General features: G+C 68.4%; 22 protein-coding genes. 3 read left to right on the top strand and 19 right to left on the bottom strand.

Annotated features, from left to right (window positions below; all coding sequences use genetic code 11):
• Nucleotides 1-9 precede the first annotated feature (9 nt).
• From A9X01_RS24965 to A9X01_RS24940, 6 genes are read right to left on the bottom strand one after another with little or no spacing between them, the layout of a single operon-like run.
• Nucleotides 10-822, bottom strand: coding sequence for a hypothetical protein (locus A9X01_RS24965; RefSeq protein WP_065123281.1), 813 nt, complete (start codon nt 820-822; stop codon nt 10-12).
• Nucleotides 819-1,850, bottom strand: a complete 1,032-nt coding sequence (locus tag A9X01_RS24960) for a vWA domain-containing protein (RefSeq protein ID WP_065123280.1) — start codon at nt 1,848-1,850, stop codon at nt 819-821. The genes A9X01_RS24965 and A9X01_RS24960 overlap by 4 nt, the downstream gene beginning before the upstream one ends.
• Entirely contained in the window at nt 1,847-2,932 is a 1,086-nt protein-coding gene (locus A9X01_RS24955; RefSeq protein ID WP_065123279.1) for a hypothetical protein, read from the bottom strand. The genes A9X01_RS24960 and A9X01_RS24955 overlap by 4 nt, the downstream gene beginning before the upstream one ends.
• Nucleotides 2,923-3,399: a hypothetical protein gene (locus tag A9X01_RS24950; RefSeq protein WP_065123278.1), complete on the bottom strand. Its 477-nt coding sequence runs from the start codon at nt 3,397-3,399 to the stop codon at nt 2,923-2,925. Before A9X01_RS24950 ends, A9X01_RS24955 begins: the two co-directional genes overlap by 10 nt.
• The gene (locus tag A9X01_RS24945) at nt 3,389-4,261 is read right to left on the bottom strand and encodes a DUF58 domain-containing protein (RefSeq protein WP_065123277.1); all 873 of its coding nucleotides are present in this window, start codon (nt 4,259-4,261) and stop codon (nt 3,389-3,391) included. Before A9X01_RS24945 ends, A9X01_RS24950 begins: the two co-directional genes overlap by 11 nt.
• A 9-nt stretch (nt 4,262-4,270) precedes the next feature.
• Nucleotides 4,271-5,272 carry an AAA family ATPase gene (locus tag A9X01_RS24940; protein WP_065123276.1) on the bottom strand — a complete coding sequence of 334 codons (1,002 nt, stop codon included), beginning with the start codon at nt 5,270-5,272 and terminating at the stop codon, nt 4,271-4,273.
• 126 nt (nt 5,273-5,398) lie between these two features.
• On the opposite strand from A9X01_RS24940, the gene A9X01_RS24935 reads away from it, so the two are divergent.
• Complete coding sequence (locus A9X01_RS24935) at nt 5,399-6,058, top strand: ACT domain-containing protein (protein ID WP_155772272.1); 660 nt, start codon at nt 5,399-5,401, stop codon at nt 6,056-6,058.
• Here A9X01_RS24935 and A9X01_RS24930 read toward each other — a convergent pair whose 3' ends face one another.
• From A9X01_RS24930 to A9X01_RS24900, 7 genes are all read right to left on the bottom strand, one after another.
• Complete coding sequence (locus A9X01_RS24930) at nt 6,059-8,950, bottom strand: MMPL/RND family transporter (protein ID WP_065123274.1); 2,892 nt, start codon at nt 8,948-8,950, stop codon at nt 6,059-6,061.
• The gene (locus A9X01_RS24925; protein ID WP_065123273.1) at nt 8,947-9,351 is read right to left on the bottom strand and encodes an MmpS family transport accessory protein; all 405 of its coding nucleotides are present in this window, start codon (nt 9,349-9,351) and stop codon (nt 8,947-8,949) included. Before A9X01_RS24925 ends, A9X01_RS24930 begins: the two co-directional genes overlap by 4 nt.
• Nucleotides 9,352-9,508: 157 nt before the next feature.
• Nucleotides 9,509-10,117: a TetR/AcrR family transcriptional regulator gene (locus A9X01_RS24920; RefSeq protein ID WP_253849382.1), complete on the bottom strand. Its 609-nt coding sequence runs from the start codon at nt 10,115-10,117 to the stop codon at nt 9,509-9,511.
• 26 nt (nt 10,118-10,143) lie between these two features.
• Nucleotides 10,144-12,204 (bottom strand): NAD-dependent DNA ligase LigA, encoded by a 2,061-nt coding sequence (gene ligA / locus A9X01_RS24915; RefSeq protein WP_065123271.1) that lies wholly within the window; start codon nt 12,202-12,204, stop codon nt 10,144-10,146.
• A 9-nt stretch (nt 12,205-12,213) separates the two neighbouring features.
• The gene (locus A9X01_RS24910) at nt 12,214-12,576 is read right to left on the bottom strand and encodes an ArsR/SmtB family transcription factor (RefSeq protein ID WP_065123270.1); all 363 of its coding nucleotides are present in this window, start codon (nt 12,574-12,576) and stop codon (nt 12,214-12,216) included.
• Nucleotides 12,573-13,043 carry an SRPBCC family protein gene (locus tag A9X01_RS24905; protein ID WP_065123269.1) on the bottom strand — a complete coding sequence of 157 codons (471 nt, stop codon included), beginning with the start codon at nt 13,041-13,043 and terminating at the stop codon, nt 12,573-12,575. The genes A9X01_RS24910 and A9X01_RS24905 overlap by 4 nt, the downstream gene beginning before the upstream one ends.
• A gap of 63 nt (nt 13,044-13,106) precedes the next feature.
• Nucleotides 13,107-14,132, bottom strand: coding sequence for a uroporphyrinogen decarboxylase/cobalamine-independent methonine synthase family protein (locus A9X01_RS24900; protein ID WP_065123268.1), 1,026 nt, complete (start codon nt 14,130-14,132; stop codon nt 13,107-13,109).
• 94 nt (nt 14,133-14,226) lie between these two features.
• On the opposite strand from A9X01_RS24900, the gene A9X01_RS24895 reads away from it, so the two are divergent.
• Nucleotides 14,227-14,859: a sensor domain-containing protein gene (locus A9X01_RS24895; RefSeq protein WP_065123267.1), complete on the top strand. Its 633-nt coding sequence runs from the start codon at nt 14,227-14,229 to the stop codon at nt 14,857-14,859.
• Here A9X01_RS24895 and mnmA read toward each other — a convergent pair whose 3' ends face one another.
• Both mnmA and A9X01_RS24885 read right to left on the bottom strand, forming a co-directional pair.
• Nucleotides 14,860-15,936, bottom strand: coding sequence for a tRNA 2-thiouridine(34) synthase MnmA (mnmA, locus tag A9X01_RS24890; protein WP_155772271.1), 1,077 nt, complete (start codon nt 15,934-15,936; stop codon nt 14,860-14,862). It lies immediately after the preceding gene.
• Nucleotides 15,933-17,114, bottom strand: a complete 1,182-nt coding sequence (locus tag A9X01_RS24885) for a cysteine desulfurase family protein (protein ID WP_065123266.1) — start codon at nt 17,112-17,114, stop codon at nt 15,933-15,935. The genes mnmA and A9X01_RS24885 overlap by 4 nt, the downstream gene beginning before the upstream one ends.
• 113 nt (nt 17,115-17,227) lie before the next feature.
• Between A9X01_RS24885 and A9X01_RS24880 the strand changes: the two genes are divergently transcribed.
• Nucleotides 17,228-18,709 (top strand): cryptochrome/photolyase family protein, encoded by a 1,482-nt coding sequence (locus A9X01_RS24880; protein WP_065123287.1) that lies wholly within the window; start codon nt 17,228-17,230, stop codon nt 18,707-18,709.
• Nucleotides 18,710-18,721: 12 nt separating this feature from the next.
• On the opposite strand, the gene A9X01_RS24875 is transcribed toward A9X01_RS24880, so the two are convergent.
• The 4 genes from A9X01_RS24875 to A9X01_RS24860 are packed head-to-tail and all read right to left on the bottom strand — an operon-like array spanning nt 18,722 to nt 21,349.
• Nucleotides 18,722-19,132 carry an SRPBCC family protein gene (locus A9X01_RS24875; protein WP_366663726.1) on the bottom strand — a complete coding sequence of 137 codons (411 nt, stop codon included), beginning with the start codon at nt 19,130-19,132 and terminating at the stop codon, nt 18,722-18,724.
• Nucleotides 19,133-19,173: 41 nt separating this feature from the next.
• Nucleotides 19,174-19,674 (bottom strand): DUF427 domain-containing protein, encoded by a 501-nt coding sequence (locus A9X01_RS24870; protein WP_065123285.1) that lies wholly within the window; start codon nt 19,672-19,674, stop codon nt 19,174-19,176.
• A gap of 20 nt (nt 19,675-19,694) precedes the next feature.
• Complete coding sequence (locus A9X01_RS24865; RefSeq protein WP_065123265.1) at nt 19,695-20,525, bottom strand: lysophospholipid acyltransferase family protein; 831 nt, start codon at nt 20,523-20,525, stop codon at nt 19,695-19,697.
• A complete protein-coding gene (locus A9X01_RS24860; protein ID WP_065123264.1) occupies nt 20,522-21,349 on the bottom strand; it encodes a GNAT family N-acetyltransferase in 828 nt (275 codons plus the stop codon). The genes A9X01_RS24865 and A9X01_RS24860 overlap by 4 nt, the downstream gene beginning before the upstream one ends.
• Nucleotides 21,350-21,557: the final 208 nt, after the last annotated feature.

Below are 21,557 nucleotides of genomic sequence, written 5' to 3'. Positions count from 1 at the left end.
TGGAGTGGCTTATCCCTCCCGGTTGTCGCCGTAGGAGTTGGCGTCGTCGAGCAGCTTGCGGAGCAGGTCAAGCGGATCTCCGGTGCCGAGTCGATGCCCCGGCGGGCCGGTACCACCGGTGACCGGCAGACGGTCGGGTGAGATCGGAATCAGTTCCCCCGGACCCGTGGATCCCAGTTCGGAGCCGCCGGTCGGCGGGGGTCCCGACGGCGGCGGCCCCGGTGGCGGGGCGGCGGGCGCGGACGGGTCGGCCGGTGCGGCGCCCGGCGGCCGATCGAGCAAGTCCAGTTTCTGCCGCAGTCGCGGAATCGCCGTGTCCCGGATCGCGCGGCGCTGCGGGTCACTGTCGGTATTGCCGGCAAAGCAGCCCGCCGGCGCCTGGTCGGCCAACGCGATCGCGGCGGTATAGAACCGCTGCGCCTCCGGCTTGTTCGCCTTGCGGGCGGCCAGATCACCCCGGGTCTCACGAACCAGCAGCAGGTTGACGCGCACCGGGCACGACCGAGCCGCCGGACTGCGGGCCAGTGAGTCGGCGAACGAGTCGTCGGCATCGTGCAACCGCCCTTCCAGGACGTACAGGTCTCCGGCCGCGAAAGAGGTCTTGGCCGGGTCGATCACGTCGACGATGCGCAACCAGGACACGTCGCGCCGCAGCCCCTCGATGTCGTGGCGGCTGAAATCCGTTGCCGCCCAGGACCCGAGGACTCCGACGGCGACCATCTTGACCGCCGCCAACACCAAAACCACGGCCACCGGCGCGGACCACAAATAGAGCCGGCGGCGTAACCGAAGGCGCGCCGATGGGACTCTGCGCTGGGTCATCGGACCACATCCCGGGTGGACATGCGGTTGCGCCGGTACTCCCGGACGGTCAGCACGCCCTCGGCCATGAGCAGAGCCGCGGCTATCAGGGTGCAGACCCAGTAGAGCTCCAGGCGTCCGAACAGCTGCGCCGACGGTTCGGCGTCACCTGGGCCGAGGACCATAGGCGCGACACCGTTGGGCAGTGGCCCGCCGTCGCGATGAACGTAGGGAAGGTCGAGTTGGGCGGCGATGTCGTGCAGCCGGGTTTCGTCGATCGTGGAAGTCAGTGATCCGCTTCCGTCTGGATCGGGCTGATAGACCTTTCTGCCGTCGACCCAGCCCTGCGGAATCGGTCCGCCGGCCGCGGTGCCGTAACCGAGCACGGCGCCACCGGCGATCTTGTTGCGCCCGAGCTCGATCGAGGTCGCGGCCGCCCGAGAACCCGGGGCTCCGGTGCCGAGGTAGAAGACGAGGGTCTGCGAGTCCGGGTAGGTCTTGGCAGCCTGTTCGACCTTGGCGCGCAACACATCCCGCGCGGCGACGGCGTTGGCCTGATAGAACGCGTCCGGAGGCACCGCGATGTAAGGCGAGAGCCCTTTGACCACGGAGTGCAGACCCGCGGCGTCGTCGGACAGCGGCCAATCCAGGGTGGCCTGGGCCGCAAACGAGATCAGCGCGAATCGCGCCTGCGGGTACCGGTCGACCAACGCGCCGATGTCCGCCCGCATCCCTGACATCCGCGATTTGCCGTCACCGAAATCCTCGACGCGCGCATTCACCGACCGGTCCACGACGAAGAAGACATTTGCGTCCAGGACGGGATCGGCCGACGGACCGCCGGGATCCCGGTCGAACCCGGGGCGGCAAGCGGCGATGACCAGCAGGATGACGGCCAACGTCGTTGCGCCCCAACGCCACAACACGGGCGCGAGCCGCCCCGCCCCGGTCCGCAGCAGCAACCGGTACAGCGCTACCACCCGGATCAGGACCAGCAGTGCGGTGAGGGCCACGATCCAGATGGCCGGCAACACCGGATAGGAACTCATCGCCGCAGCACCGCCAGCGAGACGGACAACAGAGCGGCAGCCAGTAGGCTGCCGACGAGCAGCGTTTCCGGCGAGTCAGCGGAATGAACCGAGATGACTTTGCCGCCGGGCAATTGAGCGGTGGGGCCGTTTTCGTCGATCTCGTCGAGGTAGTCGCTCAGGGTGTCGGCGGAGGCAGAGCCGGCCGGGTTGTATTGGAAGAACCTGCCCCCGCACTCCTGCGCGGTGTTTTGCAGCGCGTCGGCGTCTTCGGTGGACGAGGTCGCCACGTCCGACCGGGTGACGACGTTGACCTGGACACCTTGCTGCACCGCCAGCCGCTTCAGGGTCTCACCGGTGAACAGCGACGGCCGACGCTCCGCGGGATCGCGAAAGGTGCTGTAGCCGAAGTAGATGAGCTGCCGCCGGTGTGCCCGCTCGGCGGGGTACGACGGGAAACCGGCCATGCATTGGGCGAGTGTGTCCGGAACGCTGGGGGCGTAGTCGATGTAGCCGACCGGACGGGAGAAGCTTTCCAGCCCCCTGGTCAGCTCCGCGCGTTCGTTGTCCGGCAACGCTTTACGTCCATCCAGATCCTGTTGGATGCGCGCGAGCCGGGACAGCGATTCCAACCGGTCGGCCAGGTAGCGGTGATCGCGGGTCAGCGGAATGACCCGCAGGGTCGGGGAGGTCAGGCCGACCCGGCGGGTGTCCTCGGGTCGCAGCCGCTGCACGTAGCGCGTGTAGTACCGCAGGAAATCCGCCGTGGCCGCATCCGTCACCGGCGCTCCGACACACAGCATGATGTCCTGCGGATGGGCGGTGTCGAATGCCTGCCTCGCGGAAGCCATCCCGGTGGGCCGCGCGCTGGCGGTCAACGCGGTCAGGAAGGTGGCCAGCAGCAACACGCCGGTCACCACGACCGAGAAGAGATAGAACCGGTAGACGCGCAGGTACTGCGGAAGCCGGGTGAGCCGGTCGACGTGCGCCAGCGGCCGAAGCGTCCGGCGCAGCCGGGCGGTGGGCAGCAGCGCGGCGGCCGCCACCGCGACCGCAAGGCTCAACAGCCCGATGTAGAAGACCGGCCACCACTTCAGTTCCACGAGGTGATCAGCTCCTCCGCCGAGCGCCCCAGCTCGGCGACGTCCTGGCGTGCCCCTGGGTTGAAGCGCGCGTCGTTCAGCCGGGCAAACAGCGGCGCCGCAGCGGCGAGCGGGCCGCCGGCCAGTTGCTCGACGTGCAGGTACTGCGCCCTGATCCCGGTGGCCACATACAGAAAGCTGCGCAGTGTGCGGCTGATTCGAGCGCTGGCTGCGCTCGGCGTCAGCGTGCCGTCCCGGTACAGGGCGCCGATCCTTGCGATCGCGCGCGCGAACCTGCGCCGGTTGACCCGCGCGTGGAGGCCGTTGATCACAGGCATCTGGCGCAACCGTGCCGGCGGCAAGGTCCACACGAAAACGGCCGCGTACCAGCCGATTACGGTCAAGAGCAATAAGACGCCCAGCATCGGCCACCAGGCGGAGAAGCGCAGCGGGCCGGAGATGAATCGCAGCAGACCCTCACCCGGCACGGCGGTAAACTTCGGTCAATTCGACTATGGCGGAGCGGATCTCGTCGTTCCCGCCGATCCGCGCGAAGCGCACCCGGTGCTCGGTGAGGAACGCATCGAGTCGCTCGGCGCGCCGTTCCTCGGCGGCGTAGTAGGCGGCGATCACTCGAGGCCCCAGCGCGCCGCCGCCGAGCACGAATCGTCCGGTGGAAACATCGAACCCGCCCAGTCCGCCGTCGGCAGGACCGACCGCCGGCATGTCGACGATCATCAGCCACATCACCTCGTGCCGCCCGCTGAGTCGCTTGAGCACCTCGCCGAGACCGGGGGTGACCTCGGGCTCGTCTGACACCACGATCAGCAGCAGGCGGTGCCGGTGCGCCCGGGCGACGAAGTCCAGTTGGCGCACGATGTCGCTCGTGGCGGCATCGCGAAAGGTGTTGGTGTAGAAGCGATGCAGCAGGCTCTCGACGTGTGTCTCCCCGCGTCCGCTGCGGACCGAGGCGGTGCCCCGCGAATCGCCGCAGACCAAGCCGATCTCATCGCTGCGTCCCATGGCGATCAGACCGATCGCGCCCATCGCGTTGGTGGCCACCTCGCCCTTGACTTCGCCGCTGTCCGCCAACGCCGACATGTTGCGGCCCGAGTCGGCCACCAGCAGGATCTTGTGGTGCTTTTCGGACACGAAGCGCTTGATCAGTGTCGCGCCCGAACGCGCCGACGCCTTCCAATCGATGTCGCGCACATCGTCGCCGGGGACGTAGGGACGCAGATCGTCGAGTTCGAGGCTTCTGGTGTGCAGCAGGGCGTAGCGGCCGCCTTCGAGCAGTCGCCGGGTGTCGGTCCCGAAATGCGACTTCGCCTGGTTCAGGTGTCGACCCATGATCTACCGTCAGGGCACTCGAACCGATTGCAGCACAGCGTCGATCACCGTCTCCGCGGAGACCCCGAGGGTGACCGCCTCGAAGCCCAGGATCAGTCGATGCCGCAGGACTCGGTGCGCCAGTTTGCGAATGTCGTCGGGAATCACGTGATTTCGTCCGGACAGCAACGCCAGCGCCCGGGCGGCCTGGCAGAAGGCGATGGTGGCCCGCGGGCTGGCGCCGTACTCCACCACCCGGGCCACGTCGGCGGGCAGGAACTCCCCGGCATTGCGAGTGACGTGCACGAGTTCGCTGGTGTAGCGGATCAGCTCGGTGTCCATGTGCACGCTGCGCGCGACACCCTGTAGGCGCGCGATCTCGTCGAGGCTCACCACCGGTTGCGCCGGCACGTCCCGGTCGTACACGCCGGCGTCGATACGGGCGATCACCTCGACTTCGTCCTCCGGCCGGGGATAGCGGAGCACCTCTTTGAGCATGAACCGGTCGGTCTGCGCTTCCGAGAGCGGATAGGTGCCTTCCTGGTCGACCGGATTCTGGGTTGCGATCACCAGGAACGGCTCGGGGATCGGGTACACCTGGCCCGCGATGGTGGTTTGGCGCTCCTCCATCGCTTCCAGCATGGCGCTCTGTGTCTTCGCGCTGGACCGGTTGATCTCGTCGAGCAGGACGATGTTCGCGTGCACCGGGCCCAGTTGCGTGGTGAAGGTGTTGGTCGAGGAATCGAAGATCTGGGTGCCGATGATGTCGCTGGGCAGCAGATCGGGCGTGCACTGGATGCGCTGGAACTCACCGGAGATCGCATCTGCGATCACCCGCGCGGCGGTCGTCTTGGCCAGCCCCGGCACCCCCTCCAGCAGGATGTGCCCGCCGGTGAGCATGCCGAGCAGCAACGACTCGCGCAGATAGTCCTGGCCGACCACCTTGCGGGCGAAGGCCGCCGATATGGCGTCCACCACACGGTAGGCGTGCTCCATATCCTGCTGGCTCGGCTGAACGCGGGTACTGGTCACCTTCCTGCCTGCTGAGACGTCGGTCTATGCGTCACTGCAACCCTCCCCGGATAGTCCTGCCGCGCACGGCGTAGGGCTTACCCGGTGAAAGTGCACCTCACGCATCCCTGTGCCAAAGTGTTGGCCGTGCCTTCCTATCTGCTGCGCATCGAGCTGGTCGACCGACCAGGCAGTTTGGGATCACTTGCGGTCGCACTCGGTCTCGTCGGGGCCGACATCCTGTCGCTCGACGTGGTCGAACGCAGCTCCGGACTCGCCATCGACGACCTGGTGATCGAACTGCCACCGGGCGCGATGCCGGACACGCTGATAACGGCCGCCGAATCCCTGCCCGGCGTTCGGGTGGACAGCGTACGGCCGCACACCGGGCTACTCGAAGCGCACCGCGAGCTGGAACTGCTCGACCGTGTCTCGGCCGCCGGGGACAACCCGTCGCGGCTGCAGGTGCTCGCCGACCAGGCCCCCCGCATCCTGCGGGTCAGCTGGTGCACGGTACTGCGCGGCACGCACGACGGGCAGGTGCAGCGGCTGGCCGCCAGTGCCGGCGCGCCGGAGACCCGGGCCGTGTCGGCGCCGTGGCTGCCGCTCGAACAGGCCTCGACGCTGGACGGCAGCGCCGAGTGGGTTCCGCAGGCGTGGCGCGACATGGACACCACGATGGTCGCGGCGCCGCTCGGCGACCCCAACACGGCCGTCGTGCTGGGCCGGCCCGGTCCCGAATTCCGACCCTCGGAGGTGGCCAGGCTCGGTTACCTGGCCGGCATCGTCGCGACGCTGCTGCGGTAGTCAGCGGCGCGGAGACGGCATCACCGGATCGCCGTCTTCCCACAACAGCAGTTGGCGGACCGCCGAACGGGGACCGTAGGGCCGCAACATTTGACTGGCCGGACGCGGACGGACCCGCTGGGGCCACCAGAACCATCGCCCCAGTAGCGCGGCGATCGACGGTGTCATGAAGGACCGCACGATCAAGGTGTCGAACAACAAACCGAGGCCGATGGTGGTGCCGATCTGCCCGAGCACCTGAAAACCACTGAACATGAACGCGCACATGGTGACCGCGAAAACCACCCCCGCGGAAGTGACCACCGAGCCGGAGCCGGCCATCGCGCGGATGATCCCGGTGTTCAGGCCGGCGGCGATCTCCTCGCGGAACCGCGAGATCAACAACAGGTTGTAGTCCGACCCCACCGCCAGCAACAGCATCACCGCCAGCGCCAGCACCACCCAGTACAACTTGATGCCAAACAGGTACTGCCACACCAGAACCGAGATCCCGAACGAGGCGCCCAACGACAGCGCGACGGTGCCGACGATCACGATCGCGGCCACCAGACTTCGGGTCAGCATCATCATGATCAGCAGGATCAGGCTCAGCGCGGCGATCCCGGCGATCAGCAGATCGTAGGTGGCGCCGTCCTGGATGTCCTTATAGGTGGCCGCGGTCCCGCCGAGGTAGAACTTCGCCTCGGCCAGCGGGGTGCCCTTCACCGCCTCGTGGGCGGCCTTGCGGATCGGCTCGATATGTGAAATGCCCTCCGGCGTAGCGGGATCGCCCTCATGGATGACGATCATCCGGGCGGCTTTACCGTCGGGTGAGAGGAACAGTTTCAGCCCGCGTTTGAAGTCGGGATTGCTGAACACCTCGGGCGGCAGATAGAAGGTGTCGTCGTTCTTGGATTCGTCGAATGCGCGTCCCAGCTCCGTCGAGTTCTCGATCGCCGCCGCGGTCTGGGCATAGATGCCGGACAGGGTGGCGTAATTGGCCAGGGTCAGGTCGTGATTGGTCTCCTGGCTCGCGATCTGCTGCGGTATCAGGGCCACCAGTTTGGGCTGCAACGCGTCCAGCTTGTCCAGGGTGGCGGTCAGATCCTCGAACCGCGCGCTGAGCTGGTCGACGCCGTCGAGGGCGTCCAATACCGACCTGATCGCGTAGCAGACCGGGATGTCGAAACAGTGCTTCTCCCAATAGAAATAGCTGCGGATCGGCCGGAAGAAGTCGTCGAAATTCGCGATCTTGTCCCGCAGATCGTTGATCACCGCGATCGTGTCGCGGAAGCTCTGCGCCTCACTGTGGGTCGTCGCCGCCAACTCCTGTTGCAGCGTGTATTGCTGGCGCAGGATGTCGATCCCCTTTGCCAGCTCGCCCGCTTGGCGCAGCAGGTCGTCCGCGCGATCGCGTTGATACCTGAGGTTTTCGCTCTGGTTGGCGCTCTGAGCACTGATCTGGAAGGCCAGCGAGGTGTGTGTGAGCGGGGTGCCCAGCGGCCGGGTGATGGACTGCACCTGAGCGATGCCCGGCACATGGAACACCGCCTTGGCGATCCGGTCCAGGATCAGCATGTCGGCCGGGTTGCGCATGTCGCGATCGGTCTCGACCATCAGCAATTCCGGCTCCAGCCGGGCGCGCGAGAAGTGCCGCTCGGCGGCCGTGTAGCCGACGTTGGCCGGGGCGTCTTCGGGCATGTAGGGGCGGGTGTCGTAGCTCGTCTTATAGCCCGGCAAGGTGAGCAGGCCGATGAAGGCCACCGCGCACGCTACCGTCAGGACCGGCCCGGGCCAGCGCACGATGGCCGTGCCGATCCGGCGCCAGCCGCGGGTGCGCATCGCGCGTTTGGGTTCGAAGATGCGCACCAGGGCACCCAGCGTCAGCACCGCAGGCGCCAGGGTCAATGCGGCCACCAGCGCAACCAGGATGCCCAGGGCCGCGGGCACCCCGAGACTCTGAAAATAGGGCAGCCGCGTGAAGCTCAAACACGCCACCGCACCGGCCACGGTAAGACCGGAACCCAGGATGATGTGTGCGGTGCCGTGAAACGTGGTGTAGTACGCCGCTTCTCGGTCTTCGCCGGCGCTGCGGGCCTCCTGGTAGCGTCCGACGAGGAAGATGGCGTAGTCGGTGCCGGCGGCGATCACCAACAGGGTGAGCAGATTCGTGGCGTAGGTCGACAGCCCGATGATCCCGGCATTGCCGAGGAAGGCGACAATGCCGCGCGCGGCAGCCATCTCGATCAGCACCGTCACCAGCACCAGCAGCATGGTCAGAAACGAGCGGTAGACGAAGAGCAGCATCACCGCGATGACACCGACGGTGAGGGCGGTGACCTTCGCGGTGCCCTTGCTGCCCACTTCGAACTGGTCGGCGATCAGCGGGGCGGCGCCGGTCACGTAGGCCTTGACACCGGGTGGGGCCGGGGTGCTCTCGACGATTTTCCGCACGGCGACGACGGATTCGTTGGCCAGCGCGGAGCCCTGGTTGCCGGCGAGGTTCAACTGGACGTAGGCCGCTTTGCCGTCGCCGCTCTGCGATCCGGCCGCGGTGAGGCTGTCGCCCCAGAAGTCCTGCACGTGCTCGACGTGTTTGCGGTCCCGCTCCAGCTTGTGGATCAACGTGTCGTAGTACTGGTGGGCGTCGGCGCCCAACGGCTTGTCGCCTTCGAGCACGACCATCGCGGTGCTGTCGGTGTCGAACTCGTGAAACGCCGCACCGATGCGTTTGGTCGCCTTGAGGGACGGCGCGTCGGGTGAGATCAGCGCGACGTTGTGGGTCTCGCCCACCTTTTCCAGCTGCGGCACCAGGGCGTTGCTGACTCCGGCCAGGATCACCCAGAACAACAGGATCGGTACCGACAGCCGCCGGATGGTGTGGGGAATGCGGGGAGGCTTCTCGTCGGTCATCCGGATTTGTCCAAACAGAAGGTGTAGGCGTAGGCGGTATTGATGGTGCGTTCGTCCTTGACTTCACCGTTGACGGTGATACGGCAGCCGATGGTGTTGCCGTTGCCTTGCGCCACAACGTTTCCCAGCACGGCCGGTTCGGTGGTGGTGATGGTGAACGACCAGGGCAGCGGCGCGTTGAGCACCTGCTGTGGCTGCGCGTTGACGTCCAGGTAGTTGATGGTCGCGACGGATCCGGGCGCGCCGAAGACTTCCAGGACCACGTGTTTGGGGTTGAACGGGACGATCTCGTTGGAGATGCCACCGTCGGCGGACGCGTCGTGCTGGCTGCCGAAGATTCCGTGCAGGCGATAGATGGCGAACGCGGCGATCGCGACGACCACCGTCGCGACCAATACCATCCACCCCCGCTTGACCAGGGGTGCTAACGAAACCCGTCCCACCCGTTGGCCTTTCGCTGTCCAGGTAGAGCACCGCGGCCGGCGTACGCCGGCGGCACTGGCTATGACAGTACGGTACCGGACCGTACTGCACAAGAGCGCTTTGCGAAGTCGACCGCTACGAAGTCGTTCGCGTGAGGCCGGGCAACAGGAAGTCGTCCACCAGCGCACGCACCGTTTCCAGGGTCGGCGGGCGGCCGGGCAGGATGCACCGGAAGATGAGATAGTTGGGCAATATATCCCAAAGTTCTTCTGTGGCAGCTTCTTCGGATATCTCGCCACGTTTGATGGCTTGGTCGAATACGTGCTGGAACAACGACTTGCGCTGGTCTAGGAACCGGTGCTGCATGGCGTCCCGTAGGGCCGGATGGCGCGACACCTCGACCAGCACCGCACGAATCGTGCTGGCTTGGTGTTGACCTTGCAGACAGATCGCCTCCCCGAGCTGCAGCAGATCGCCACGCAGCGTGCCGGTGTTCGGCGGGACGGCGATCGGACGGATGCCCTCGATGAATGCCGCCAGCACGAGCTCGGCTTTCGACGGCCAACGCCGGTACACCGTCGCCTTGCTCGCCCGGGCGGTGTTGGCGACGGCTTCCACGGTCAACCGGTCATAACCGTGTTCCTGCAGCAGCTGCAGCGTCACCGCGAGCAGCTCGGCCTCCCGCGGCGACCACGGCGATGCATCCGCGGACGGGTCGGCAGTCTGCGTCATAGCGCCCACCATAGGCCCCATCGCCCGGTTAGTGCCCCCTAGTCGGGCGAGACGTCGCCCGGCCCCTCCGCCAACAGCTTTCGGAAACCGTCTTCGTCGAGGATCGGCACCCCCAGTTCGACGGCCTTGTCGTACTTCGACCCCGGCGAGTCACCGGCCACGACGTACGAGGTCTTCTTCGACACCGAGCCCGCCGCCTTTCCGCCGCGGGCAACGATCGCCTCCTTGGCATCGTCGCGCGAATAACCGGTCAGCGAGCCGGTCACCACAATGGTCAGTCCGGTCAGGTTGCGCGGCACGCTTTCGTCGCGCTCGTCTTCCATCCGCACTCCGGCCGCGCGCCACTTGGCGACGATCTCGCGGTGCCAGTCGACGGCGAACCATTCGGTGACCGCGTCGGCGATGGTCGCCCCGACGCCCTCGACGGCGGCCAGCTGTTCGGTGGACGCGGCGACGATGTCGTCGAGGCTGCCGAATTCGGTGGCCAGGGCGCGCGCGGCCGTCGGTCCGACGTGCCGGATCGACAACGCCACCAGTACCCGCCACAGCGGCGCCGCCTTGGCCTTGCCGAGATTGGCCAGCAACCGCCGGCCGTTCGCGGACAGTCCGCCGGCCTTCGTCCGGAACAACTCGGTGCGCAGCAGGTCCTCTTCGGTGAGGTCGAACAGGTCGCCTTCGTCGGCGATGACCTGCGCCTGCAGCAACGCCACGCCCGCCTCGTAGCCGAGGCCTTCGATGTCCAGGGCGTTGCGGCTGGCGACATGGAAGACCCGCTCCCGCAGCTGCGCCGGACAGTGCCGGGTGTTCGGGCAGCGGATGTCGGCGTCGGCTTCCTTGGTCGGCGCCAGGGTGGTGCCACACTCCGGACAGGACGTGGGCATGACGAATTCCCGTTCGGACCCGTCGCGCAGGTCCACCACCGGTCCGAGCACTTCGGGGATCACGTCGCCGGCTTTGCGGATGACCACGGTGTCGCCGATCAGCACCCCCTTGCGCTTGACCTCCGATGCGTTGTGCAGCGTGGCCTGCGACACCGTCGAGCCGGCGACCTTCACCGGCGTCATCCAGGCGAACGGTGTCACCCGCCCCGTGCGGCCGACGTTGACCCTGATGTCGAGCAGCTTGGTCTGCGCCTCTTCGGGCGGGTACTTGTACGCGATCGCCCAGCGCGGGGCGCGCGAGGTGGACCCCAGCCGACGCTGCAACGCGACCTCGTCGACCTTGACCACCACGCCGTCGATCTCGTGCGCCACCTCGTGCCGGTGCTCACCCCAGTAGCCGATCCGCTCCTGCACGGCATCGAGATCGTCGACCAGGGTGGTGTGCTCGGAGACCGGCAGGCCCCAGGCCTTCAGCGCGAGGTAGGCGCCGTGCTGGGTGGCCGGACGGAAGCCCTCGGTGTGGCCGAGCCCATGGCAGATCATCCGCAGCTTGCGCCGCGCGGTGACCGCCGGATCCTTCTGCCGCAGTGACCCGGCGGCGCTGTTGCGGGGGTTGGCGAACGGCGCCTTGCCCTGTTCGACGAGGCTGGCGTTGAGCGCCTGGAAGTCGGCGACCTGGAAGAACACCTCGCCACGCACCTCGAGCACCTCCGGCACCGGGTATTGGTCGCTGGCGGTGAGCCGCTGTGGCACGTCGTCGATGGTGCGGGCGTTGAGGGTGACGTCCTCACCGGTGCGCCCGTCGCCGCGGGTCGCGGCGCGCGTGAGACGTCCGTTCCGGTAGACGAGCGAGAGTGCGACGCCGTCGATCTTGAGTTCACAGAGGTAGTGCGCGTCGTCGCCCACCTCGGCATGCACCCGCGCGGCCCAGGCACCCAGTTCTTCGGCACTGAACGCGTTGTCCAGACTCAGCATCCGTTCGAGGTGCTCGGCCGCCTCGAAGTCGGTCGCGAACCCCGCGCCGCCGACCAGCTGGGTGGGCGAGTCGGGGGTGCGCAGTTCGGGATATTCCGCCTCCAGCGCTTCCAGCCTGCGCAGCAGCTTGTCGAACTCCGCATCGGTGATGATCGGCGCATCCCGCACGTAGTAGCGGAACTGGTGTTCGCGCACCTCCTCGGCCAGGTCTTGCCATTGGCGCAACACGTCAGGCGAACTCACCCTCGCAGGCTATCGAAGGGCTCCGACGCCGGGCGCTAACTCCTGCGCCTCGTCCTCCACGAAGGCGCGCAGCCGGTCCACCGCGGCGTCCCAGCGGCGCGACAGTTGCGCCAGGTAATCGCCGGCCCTCGCGAGCGGTTCGGTCTGCACGGTCCACACGCGTTCGCGCCCGCGCCGGGAGCTGGTGACCAGACCGGCGGATTCCAGCAGCAGCAGATGCTTGCTGGCCGCCTGCCGCGTTACCGGGATCGCCTGGGTCAGCTGGGTGGTGGAGCTCGGGCCGGTGTCGCACAGCCGCACGATGATGCGTAGCCGGTTGGGGTCGCCGAGAGCCCCGAACAGTGGCGCGTCGACGGCGGCGTGGGCGGTCATGCGTCGAGGTACCGACGGACCAGGTCGGTCTGGATCGTCCAGCCTTCGGAGTTGTCCTCGTATGCCGAACCGCGGCGCGCCTCCGGGACGGCGTCGAACCCGGACTCGACGATGGTGAGCAGCACCCCTTCGGGCACCTCCGACAGCGTGAACTCCACCAAGGTCGTCGGCTCGTCCTCGCCGTCGTCCGGAAACGGGTGCCACCGGTAGGCGAATCGCCGCTGCGGTTGCACCGCGACGATCTGCCAGGTGCTTTCCACCCCCGCGTGCGGTTCCTGCCGCTTGGCGATCTCGTCGTCGACGGTGGTCGGGGTGATCACCGCCGTGACGCTGCTGCCCTCGGTGAACGGACCGTCGAAACGGACACCGAACCAGCGGCCGAACTGCTCGGCGTCGCTGACGGCCCGCCAGACCCGCTCCAGCGGCGCCCGCAGCAGCACCTGCTTCTCGATGCGATCGGTACTCATACGCAACCTCCTGGTTGCGTCTCAGTCCACCATGCGGGCGGATAAAACGCAACCGAACGGTTGCTAGATGGCGTCGGGGTCGTCGGCGAACGCCTCCGCGGCCCTGCGGGCCAGCCCGATCGCCGTGCGGGCCCACTCGGGCGTGGCACCGGCCAGGCCGCAGGCCGGGGTGACGCCGACGCGGTCACGCAGGGCCGCACGGCCGAACCCGAGCCGGTCGGTCACCGCGACGACCGCTTGCGCCACTTCTTCCGCTGACGGCCGCCGCTCGGGCGCGACGGCCGGAACGGCACCCAACACGATGGTGCGCCCCGATTCGACGAACCCCGCGATGCCGTCCAGGTCTGCCGCGCGCAGCGTACCTGCGTCTGCGGATAGTGCGCGAATTCCGGTGCGTTGCAACATCTCCCACGGCAGGTCCGGAGCACAACTGTGCAGCAGCAGGTCCGCTTCGATGGTGTCGACGCAGGTTTGCAGCAGCGTCTCTGCGACGGCCTCGTCCAGGGCGGGCACCGGACTCAGCGCCGTGACGCCGCTCAACCGCCCGCCCAGGGCGGCCGGCAGCGTGGGCTCGTCGAGCTGCACCACCACGCGGGTGTCGAGGCGGCGCGCCAGCGTCGCCCGGTGGGCCGCAACGCCTTCGGCCAGCGACGCGGTGAGGTCTCGCAGCGCGCCGGGATCGGTGATCGCCCGGTGCCCGGTGCGCAATTCCAGTCCGGCCGCCAGGGTGACGGGCCCGGCCACCTGCACCTTCACCACCCGGTCACCGCCCCGCAGGCCCGCGGTCTCCCAGGCCTCTTCCAGGGCGTCCATGTCCTCATCGAGCATGCTGACGGCTCTGCGGGCCACCGCACCCGGGCGCGACACGATGCGGTACCCCCGCGGCACGGTGTCGATGGCGACATCGATCAGCAAGGCGCCGGCGCGCCCGAGCAGGTCGGCACCGACTCCCCTGGCCGGCAGCTCGACCAGATGCGCCAGTGCACCCGCCAGTTCGCCGACGACGACCTCGGCGGCCTGCCTCGCCGAGGTGCCGGGCCACGACCCGATGCCGCTGGCCTTCGCGAAAGGCGGCGCGAAATCACTCACCTGGCAACCGTATTCGACGTCACATCGCGCGGCGACCGCCAGGGGTGTTTAGCGCCCCGCGCCCCGGGTAGGTTCGACCCGAGAAGGGTGGCAGATGGCGAGACTGCTGGGTTGGGCTCTGCTGTGCTGGGTGACGGTGCTGACGGCGGCGTGCACCCGGGTGGTCGGCGGTGAAGCGGTCGCGCCGCTGAACGCCGTGCCGTTCGGTGTGCTCGATGCCGGGGCGGTGCTGTTGGACCAAGCCCGGATGCGCGCCATCACCGGCGCCGGTGACCATTTGACGATCATCCCGACGATGGACGGCCGGTACCCCGTCGACATCGACGACCTGGCGACGACGGCGCCGCCCGAGTGCCGGTTCGTGTTCGCCGAGACCGCGACCTTCGGTACCGAGGTGAAGGCGTTCCACAAGACGACGTTTCAGGACCCGCCGGACGGGCGGTTGATTTCCGAGGGCGCCGCCAGCTACGCCGACACCGGGACCGCCCGGCGGGCCTTCGACGACCTGGTGTCGTCCGTCAAGAACTGCGCGATCAGTTCGATGGGCTGGCTGTTCGTCAGTAGCTGGAACGCCGACGCCGATTCGCTGCATATGCGCCCGGGCTCGTGCGGACGGGATTACCGCGTGCTGTCGGTCGCCATGCTGGAGGTCACGTTCTGCGGTTTCCCCGAGTCGGTCTCCGAGATCGTGATGACGAACATGTCCGCCAACGTCCCGGGCGGCTAGTCAGCGCGCGGTCCCGGCGATCGTCGCGCTGCCCAGTACCTCGTCTCCGTCGGGGTCGTGACGGTAGAGCACCAGCGTCTGTCCGCGTGCGACCCCTCGCAGCGGGGCGCGCAGTTGCACGTGCAGTTCCTCGCCGACCAGTTCGGCCACCGCGGGCGTCGTTTCGCCGTGCGCCCGCACCTGGACCTCGCACTCGACCGGCCCGCGGAGTGGCGTGCCCTGGGTGAAGATCGGCTGCCGGCCCGTCATCGCGTGCACGTCAAGGTCGGCAGCGCCACCGACGTGGACCGTCGCGGTCTCGGCGTCGATAGCGGTCACGTAGCGCGGACGGCCATCCGGACCCGGTCCGGCGATGCCCAGCCCCTTTCGCTGTCCGACGGTGAAGCCGTGCACGCCGTCGTGTTCGGCCAGCACCGCGCCGTCGGCGTCGACCACGCTCCCCCGGCGCACCCCGATGCGCTCACCGAGGAACGCCTGGGTGTTGCCGGAGGGAATAAAGCAGATGTCGTGACTGTCCGGTTTCTCGGCGACGGCCAGGCCGCGGCGCGCGGCCTCGGCGCGGATCTGCGGCTTGGCGGTGTCTCCGATCGGGAACGCGGCGTGGCGCAGTTGCGCAGCGGTCAGCACGGCGAGCACGTAGGACTGGTCCTTGTCCCGGTCGACCGCGCGGCGCAGCCGTCCGTCGGACAGCCGGGCGTAGTGACCCGTGACGACCGCGTCGAAGCCCAGCGCCAGCGCGCGGGCCGACAGGGCGGAGAACTTGATCTCCTGGTTGCAGCGCACGCAGGGATTGGGTGTCTCACCGCGCGCGTAGGACGACACGAAGTCGTCGATCACATCTGCTTTGAATTTCTCCGCGAAATCCCAGACGTAGAACGGGATTCCGAGCACATCCGCGACACGTCGGGCATCCGAGGCGTCTTCCTTGGAGCAGCAGCCGCGCGAGCCGGTACGCAGCGTGCCGGGCGCGCTCGACAGCGCCAGGTGCACGCCGACCACGTCGTGTCCGGCATCGACCATGCGGGCGGCGGCGACCGACGAATCGACGCCACCGCTCATCGCGGCGAGAACCTTCACTTGGCCATCCCCGCCGCGGCCAGGACGGCGCGCCGCGCCCGGGCCACCGCCGCAGGCAACACTTCCAGCACCGCGTCCACATCCGCATCAACACTGTTGTGTCCGAACGACATTCGCAGCGAACCGCGGGCGCTGGCCGGGTCGGCGCCCATCGCCGTCAACACATGCGAGGGCCGGGCCACGCCTGCGGTGCAGGCCGACCCGGTCGAACACTCGATTCCATTGGCGTCCAACAGCATCAGCAGGGCGTCGCCTTCACACCCGCGAAAAGTGAAGTGGGCGTTGCCCGGAAGCCGCAGCGGGTCGTCGGCGCCGTTGAGGTGGACATCGTCGATTTCGGCCAGCACACCCTTCACCAGCCGCTCGCGCAACGCTCGCAGCCGGGCGCTGTTGCCCTCCAGCCCGTCCACCGCGATCTGGACGGCCGTGGCCATGCCCACCGCTCCGGCCACATCCGGTGTGCCGGACCGCACGTCGCGCTCCTGGCCACCGCCGTGCAGCAGCGGAACGCAGTCCACGTCGCGACGCAGCAGCAGCGCACCGACGCCCGGCGGCCCGCCGAACTTGTGCGCGGTCACGCTCATCGCCGACAATCCGCTCGTCCCGAAGTCGACCGGCAGCTGTCCGACCGCCTGCACGGCGTCGCTGTGCATCGGGACACCGAATTCGGCCGCGACGGCTGCCAGCTCCGCGATCGGCATGATCGTCCCGACCTCGTTGTTGGCCCACATCACCGACACCAGGGCGACGTCGTCGTGGGCTTCGAGCGCCTCGCGCAGCGCGGTGGCGGTCACCGAGCCATCCGGCATGGTGGGCAGCCAGGTGACCTCGGCGTCTTCGTGTTCGACGAGCCATTCCACGGTGTCGAGCACCGCGTGGTGTTCCACCTCGGTGGTGACCACCCGGCGCCGGGCGGGGTCGGCAGCACGGCGTGCCCAGTAGATGCCTTTGATCGCGAGGTTGTCGCTCTCGGTCCCGCCCGCGGTGAAAATCACCTCGGACGGACGAGCGCCCAGCTTGTCGGCGATCAGCTCGCGCGATTCCTCGATGCGCCGCCTGGCGGCGCGCCCGGTGGTGTGCAGCGACGACGCGTTGCCCACCGTGCCCAGCACAGCCGTCATCGCCTCGATGGCGGCGGGGTGCATCGGGGTGGTGGCGGCGTGATCGAGGTAGACCATGACGGGGTTTACGATACCGGCCGCCCGCCGTGACCCGGAATTTCGGCTTTCGGCGGCAGCCGCCGGCGTTGGGCGTGGTTTGGGTCCCCCGGAATCCGTCAATCGTTCACAAAGTGAACAAACAGCCACGCCGGTGGTGCTTCGCCGACCAACTCGGACCACACTTCCTGGACGATCCGGGCCAGCCGGTGCTGCTCGTGGAGTCGCGCGCGGTTTTTCAGCGCCGTCGTTTCCACCGCCGCAAGGCTCATCTGGTGCTGTCCGCGTTGCGGCACCGCGCCACCGAGCTGGGCGAACAGGCCGTGTTTCTGCAGACCGGCACCTACCGCGAGGCCCTCGACCAACTCGACGGACCGCTGAGCGTCTGCCAGCCGACGTCCTGGGCGGCGGACCGGTTCGTGCGGTCGCTGCCGGCCGTGCAGGTATTGCCGGCCCGCGGGTTCTGCACCAGCCGCGAGGCCTTCGAGGAGTGGGCCGGAAACCAGCGCACGCTGCTGATGGAGAACTTCTATCGCAGCGCACGTCGCCGGTTCGAGCTGTTGATGGACGGCGACGATCCGGTGGGCGGCCGGTGGAATTTCGACGCCGACAACCGCGAACCCGCCCCCAAGGACCGGAGCGAGTTGGGCATTGCGCCGCCGTGGCGGCCGAACGAGGACGAGATCGATGAACAGGTCCGCGCGGATCTGGATCGGTGGGAACGCGACGGCGACGTCTCGTTCGTCGGCAACGACGGTCCGCGGGAATTTCCGGTCACCGCCACCGAAGCGCGGGCGGCGTTACAGGTGTTCATCCGGGAACGGTTGCCCCACTTCGGTCCTCATGAGGACGCCATCCTCGCCGGCGATCGGTTCATGGCACACAGCCTGCTGTCGGCGCCGATGAATCTGGGGCTGCTCGATCCGCTGGAGTGTGCTTATGCGGCCGAGGACGCCTATCGCAGCGGGGACGCGCCGCTGGCCAGTGTCGAGGGTTACATCCGGCAGTTGATCGGTTGGCGCGACTACATCTGGCATGTGTATTGGCATTTCGGCGACGGGTATCGCCGCCGCAACGCGCTGCGAGCGCGTGCGGACCTGCCCGACTGGTTCGCCGAGTTGGATGCCGACGCGGTGCAGGCCCGCTGCCTACGCGACGTGCTGGCGCAGGTGCGCGACCACGGCTGGGTGCACCACATCCCACGGCTGATGGTGCTGTCGAACTATGCGCTGCAACGGGGTTGGCATCCAGCCGCCGTCACCGACTGGTTCCACCGCTGCTTCGTCGACGGTTACGACTGGGTGATGGTGGCCAACGTGGTCGGGATGTCGCAGCATGCCGACGGCGGACTGATGGCCACCAAGCCCTATGCCGCCGGCGGGGCCTACATCAACCGGATGAGCGACTATTGCGGTGATTGTCGGTACCGGCCCAGCGAGCGGGTCGGCGACCGCGCCTGCCCGTTCACCGGCGGCTACTGGTGGTTTCTGTCCCGCAACGCCGATCAGCTGGCCGGAAACCGGCGAATGACCCAGCCGCTGGCCGGGTTGCGGCGGCTCAAGGACCTCGATGACGTGGTGGCCCAGCAGCGCAGGTTGAACGGCGAGCCGCCGTAACCCAACCCGCGCCTAGCCCGCGCCGACCATTTTCTCCATGCGCCGCAACGCAATCGAGCAGATGCTGAGATAGGGGCCGGCCCACCAGGGGACGGCCATCGTCACCCGGGCGCCCCCCGGCGTCGGGTCCACCCGGTGACTGGTGGCGGGGATTGCGGCCACCTGCCCGCCAATTTTCCAAGCCCAGAATCTGCCAGGGTCGAATTCGGTCACCACGAACGGCGCACCGACCAGCAGCGGTGTTTGAACGCTGCCGGTGGCGCCCAGTTCCAGCTCCCGGTACGGCGGGTCCAGCTCGGCGCGTGCGATCGTCGGTCCCCACCGCGGCCAGGCATCCAGGTCGACCAGTAGTTCCCACAGGGCTTGCGGCGGCGCGGCGATTACCCGGTGCACGCTGAGCATGATTCCGTCGTTCACCGGCACTGGCTTCCCGGTAACGGGCATCGGTAAGCCTGGTGCGCGGATCACCAGCCCATCGAACCGGGAATTCCTTTGAACGGTCCGGCAATCCAGCTGTTGATCCAGCCGCCGTAGAACCCGCCGGGTTGGGGGATCACCTGCTCGCCGTCGACAGTGCAGCGGTCCACCTCTGCGGCCAGCACCGCGATGGCCCCCGCGATCGGTGTGAACGCCGCCGACGGCAATTGGTAGGTCCACGCGGCGCGCGGGGCCTCCCGCGCCGCGGTGACCAGGTCGAAGTAGCGGGCCTGGCCCTTCCATTCACACCACGACGCGCCGGCCGTCGGGCGCAGCACCCCGTCGGCGAACGCGTCGCGGGGCAGGTAATAGGTCGGGGGGTGACTCGTTTCCAGCACCCGCCAGGCGCGGGTCGTCGAGGCGATCGTCTCGCCGCCCAGCTCGACGGTGATCGGGCCGGCGAACTCCTCCAACCGCGGCGGACGGGGATAATCCCAGACCGATTCCTGCCCCGGGCCGGGCACATCGGGAGTCGGCCAACGAGACATCACCCCATTGTGCCCCGCGCTCAGGCCACCAGCGCGTGCCGGTGGCCGCGGGCGCGCTCCGGGAACACAACGGACTGGCAGCGGCCGGCCAGTTCCCGCCGGTCGGGGCCCGGCAGCTGTAGGGCCTCCACCCGCAGCGAGACCACCGTGCGCCGCACCCGCAGCAGCCGGCCCACCGACCGGCCCAGGGTGTCGTCGCCGACGTATGCGGGCGCCGTCGACACGCTGCCGTCGGCGTGGTGGTAGCTCAACCGAAGCGGCTGGACCGGTCGACCGGAATCGATCGCGGCCTGAAACATGGCCGGGTAGAAACTGCCCGACGCCAGCCCGCACCACGTGGTGCCCTCGGGGAACGCGACGACGGTCTGCCCGGCGCGCAGGCGGCGGGCCACCGCATCCACCACGTCCGGCAGCCGCCGCAGGCTGGACCGTTCGATCGGGATGACCCGCAGGATGCGAGCCAGAATCCCGACCGGCCCGGCCGTGCACATGTCGGCGCGGGCGACGAAGGACCCCGGCAACACCGCGCCGATGGCGAAGGCATCCAGCCAGGACGTGTGACTGCTCACCACCAACACACCGCGCAGGTTACGAATCGGGTTGCCGGACACCTTGATTCGCACGCCGAAACAACGCAGCACCAACCGGCAGTAGGTGCGCTGCACCCCGGTGCTGCCGGGCAGCGGCACCCCGAGCAACGGTATTCCCGGTGCCAGCAGCAACGCACAGGTGACGCGGAACGCCACCCGCAGCGCCGTCCGGAATGGTTGGGCCGCAGCGCTTTCCGCTATCCGCACGCATCCCGCGTGGCAGGTCGCGCGAGGCAGCCAGGAGTGCCCGGCCGTGTTCACAGCGCCGAGGCCGCCGCAACCGAACGCAACCGCTTCAGATAGCGGGTATTGGCGTGTTGTTTGGCCAGCAGCACGCAGAAGTCGCCGACGCCGAAGTCCGGATCGTGGGCCGGTTCGCCGCAGACCTGCGCGCCCAGCCGCAGGTAACCACGCATCAGTGCCGGGACCTCCGGCCGGTTGGGCGCCGGAATCTCGTCCAGACTCTTGCCGTCGAGGCGGACGGGCCGGTGCGGGTACACCCGGTAGTCCGCGGCATGCCGGCTCAGTACGAAGTCACGCACCCCGCGGACCTGGCTGCCCGGCGCCTGGCCGGTGGAGTCGCCGCCGATCGGCACCGAGACACATCCCGTCACGTATTCGTAGTCGCAGCGGTCCAGGTAGGCCAGGATGCCCGACCACATCAGCAGCACCACCCCGCCGTTGCGGTGCCCTTCGCGTACCGCGGCCCGGCCCATCTCCACCAGCGACGGTCGCAGGGTGTCGAAGGCGCGAACGTCGAACTCCGTTGCGGTATACAAGCCGCCGGCGGCGATGGCACCGGAAGGCGGCAACATCCGGTAGCAGCCCACCAGTTCACCGGTGTCGTCGTCGCGCACCAGCAGGTGGTCGCAGTACTCGTCGAACCGGTCGGCGTCGCGGCCGTCGACGGCGGCGGGCAGAGCGAAGCCGGGAGTGCTGCTGAAGACGTCGTAGCGCAGCCGTTGCGCCGCTTCGATGAGGGCCTCGTCGGTGGACAGCAGGAGGGAGTAGTGCGGGCCGGGGGCATCGGTGGTTACCGGGCCGCGTGGTTTCTCGCTGGGTATGAGGACAGAAGCGATGCTCATGCCACCAACGTGGCGCAGCCGGTGAGCCAGTCGGCATCGGGGTGCTGACATGTCGGTGCACGCCAGATGACGAAATGTGCGCGCTGTGTGCGCGAAAAGACGCCAAAACCCCCCCCCCCCCCCCCCGGGGGGGGGGGTTTTGGCGTCTTTTCGCGGGGGGGGAAAAACCCCATGGCCCGCATTCTAGCCACGGTGAGCAGCGCGCGGC

The organism is Mycobacterium asiaticum, assembly GCF_001668675.1.
Taxonomy (GTDB): domain Bacteria; phylum Actinomycetota; class Actinomycetes; order Mycobacteriales; family Mycobacteriaceae; genus Mycobacterium; species Mycobacterium asiaticum_D.
This window is presented reverse-complemented; position numbering and strand designations above follow the sequence as displayed.

What these genes read in the sequence shown, in the direction of transcription:
- A9X01_RS24930 (WP_065123274.1), bottom strand. Translation starts at nt 8,950, where the DNA reads ATGACCGACGAGAAGCCTCCCCGCATTCCCCACACCATCCGGCGGCTG.
- A9X01_RS24965 (WP_065123281.1), bottom strand. Translation starts at nt 822, where the DNA reads ATGACCCAGCGCAGAGTCCCATCGGCGCGCCTTCGGTTACGCCGCCGG.
- A9X01_RS24895 (WP_065123267.1), top strand. Translation starts at nt 14,227, where the DNA reads ATGGCGAGACTGCTGGGTTGGGCTCTGCTGTGCTGGGTGACGGTGCTG.
- A9X01_RS24860 (WP_065123264.1), bottom strand. Translation starts at nt 21,349, where the DNA reads ATGAGCATCGCTTCTGTCCTCATACCCAGCGAGAAACCACGCGGCCCG.
- A9X01_RS24885 (WP_065123266.1), bottom strand. Translation starts at nt 17,114, where the DNA reads ATGGTCTACCTCGATCACGCCGCCACCACCCCGATGCACCCCGCCGCC.
- A9X01_RS24920 (WP_253849382.1), bottom strand. Translation starts at nt 10,117, where the DNA reads ATGGTGGGCGCTATGACGCAGACTGCCGACCCGTCCGCGGATGCATCG.
- A9X01_RS24870 (WP_065123285.1), bottom strand. Translation starts at nt 19,674, where the DNA reads ATGTCTCGTTGGCCGACTCCCGATGTGCCCGGCCCGGGGCAGGAATCG.
- A9X01_RS24945 (WP_065123277.1), bottom strand. Translation starts at nt 4,261, where the DNA reads ATGGGTCGACACCTGAACCAGGCGAAGTCGCATTTCGGGACCGACACC.
- A9X01_RS24925 (WP_065123273.1), bottom strand. Translation starts at nt 9,351, where the DNA reads ATGGTATTGGTCGCGACGGTGGTCGTCGCGATCGCCGCGTTCGCCATC.
- A9X01_RS24960 (WP_065123280.1), bottom strand. Translation starts at nt 1,850, where the DNA reads ATGAGTTCCTATCCGGTGTTGCCGGCCATCTGGATCGTGGCCCTCACC.
- A9X01_RS24910 (WP_065123270.1), bottom strand. Translation starts at nt 12,576, where the DNA reads ATGACCGCCCACGCCGCCGTCGACGCGCCACTGTTCGGGGCTCTCGGC.
- A9X01_RS24905 (WP_065123269.1), bottom strand. Translation starts at nt 13,043, where the DNA reads ATGAGTACCGATCGCATCGAGAAGCAGGTGCTGCTGCGGGCGCCGCTG.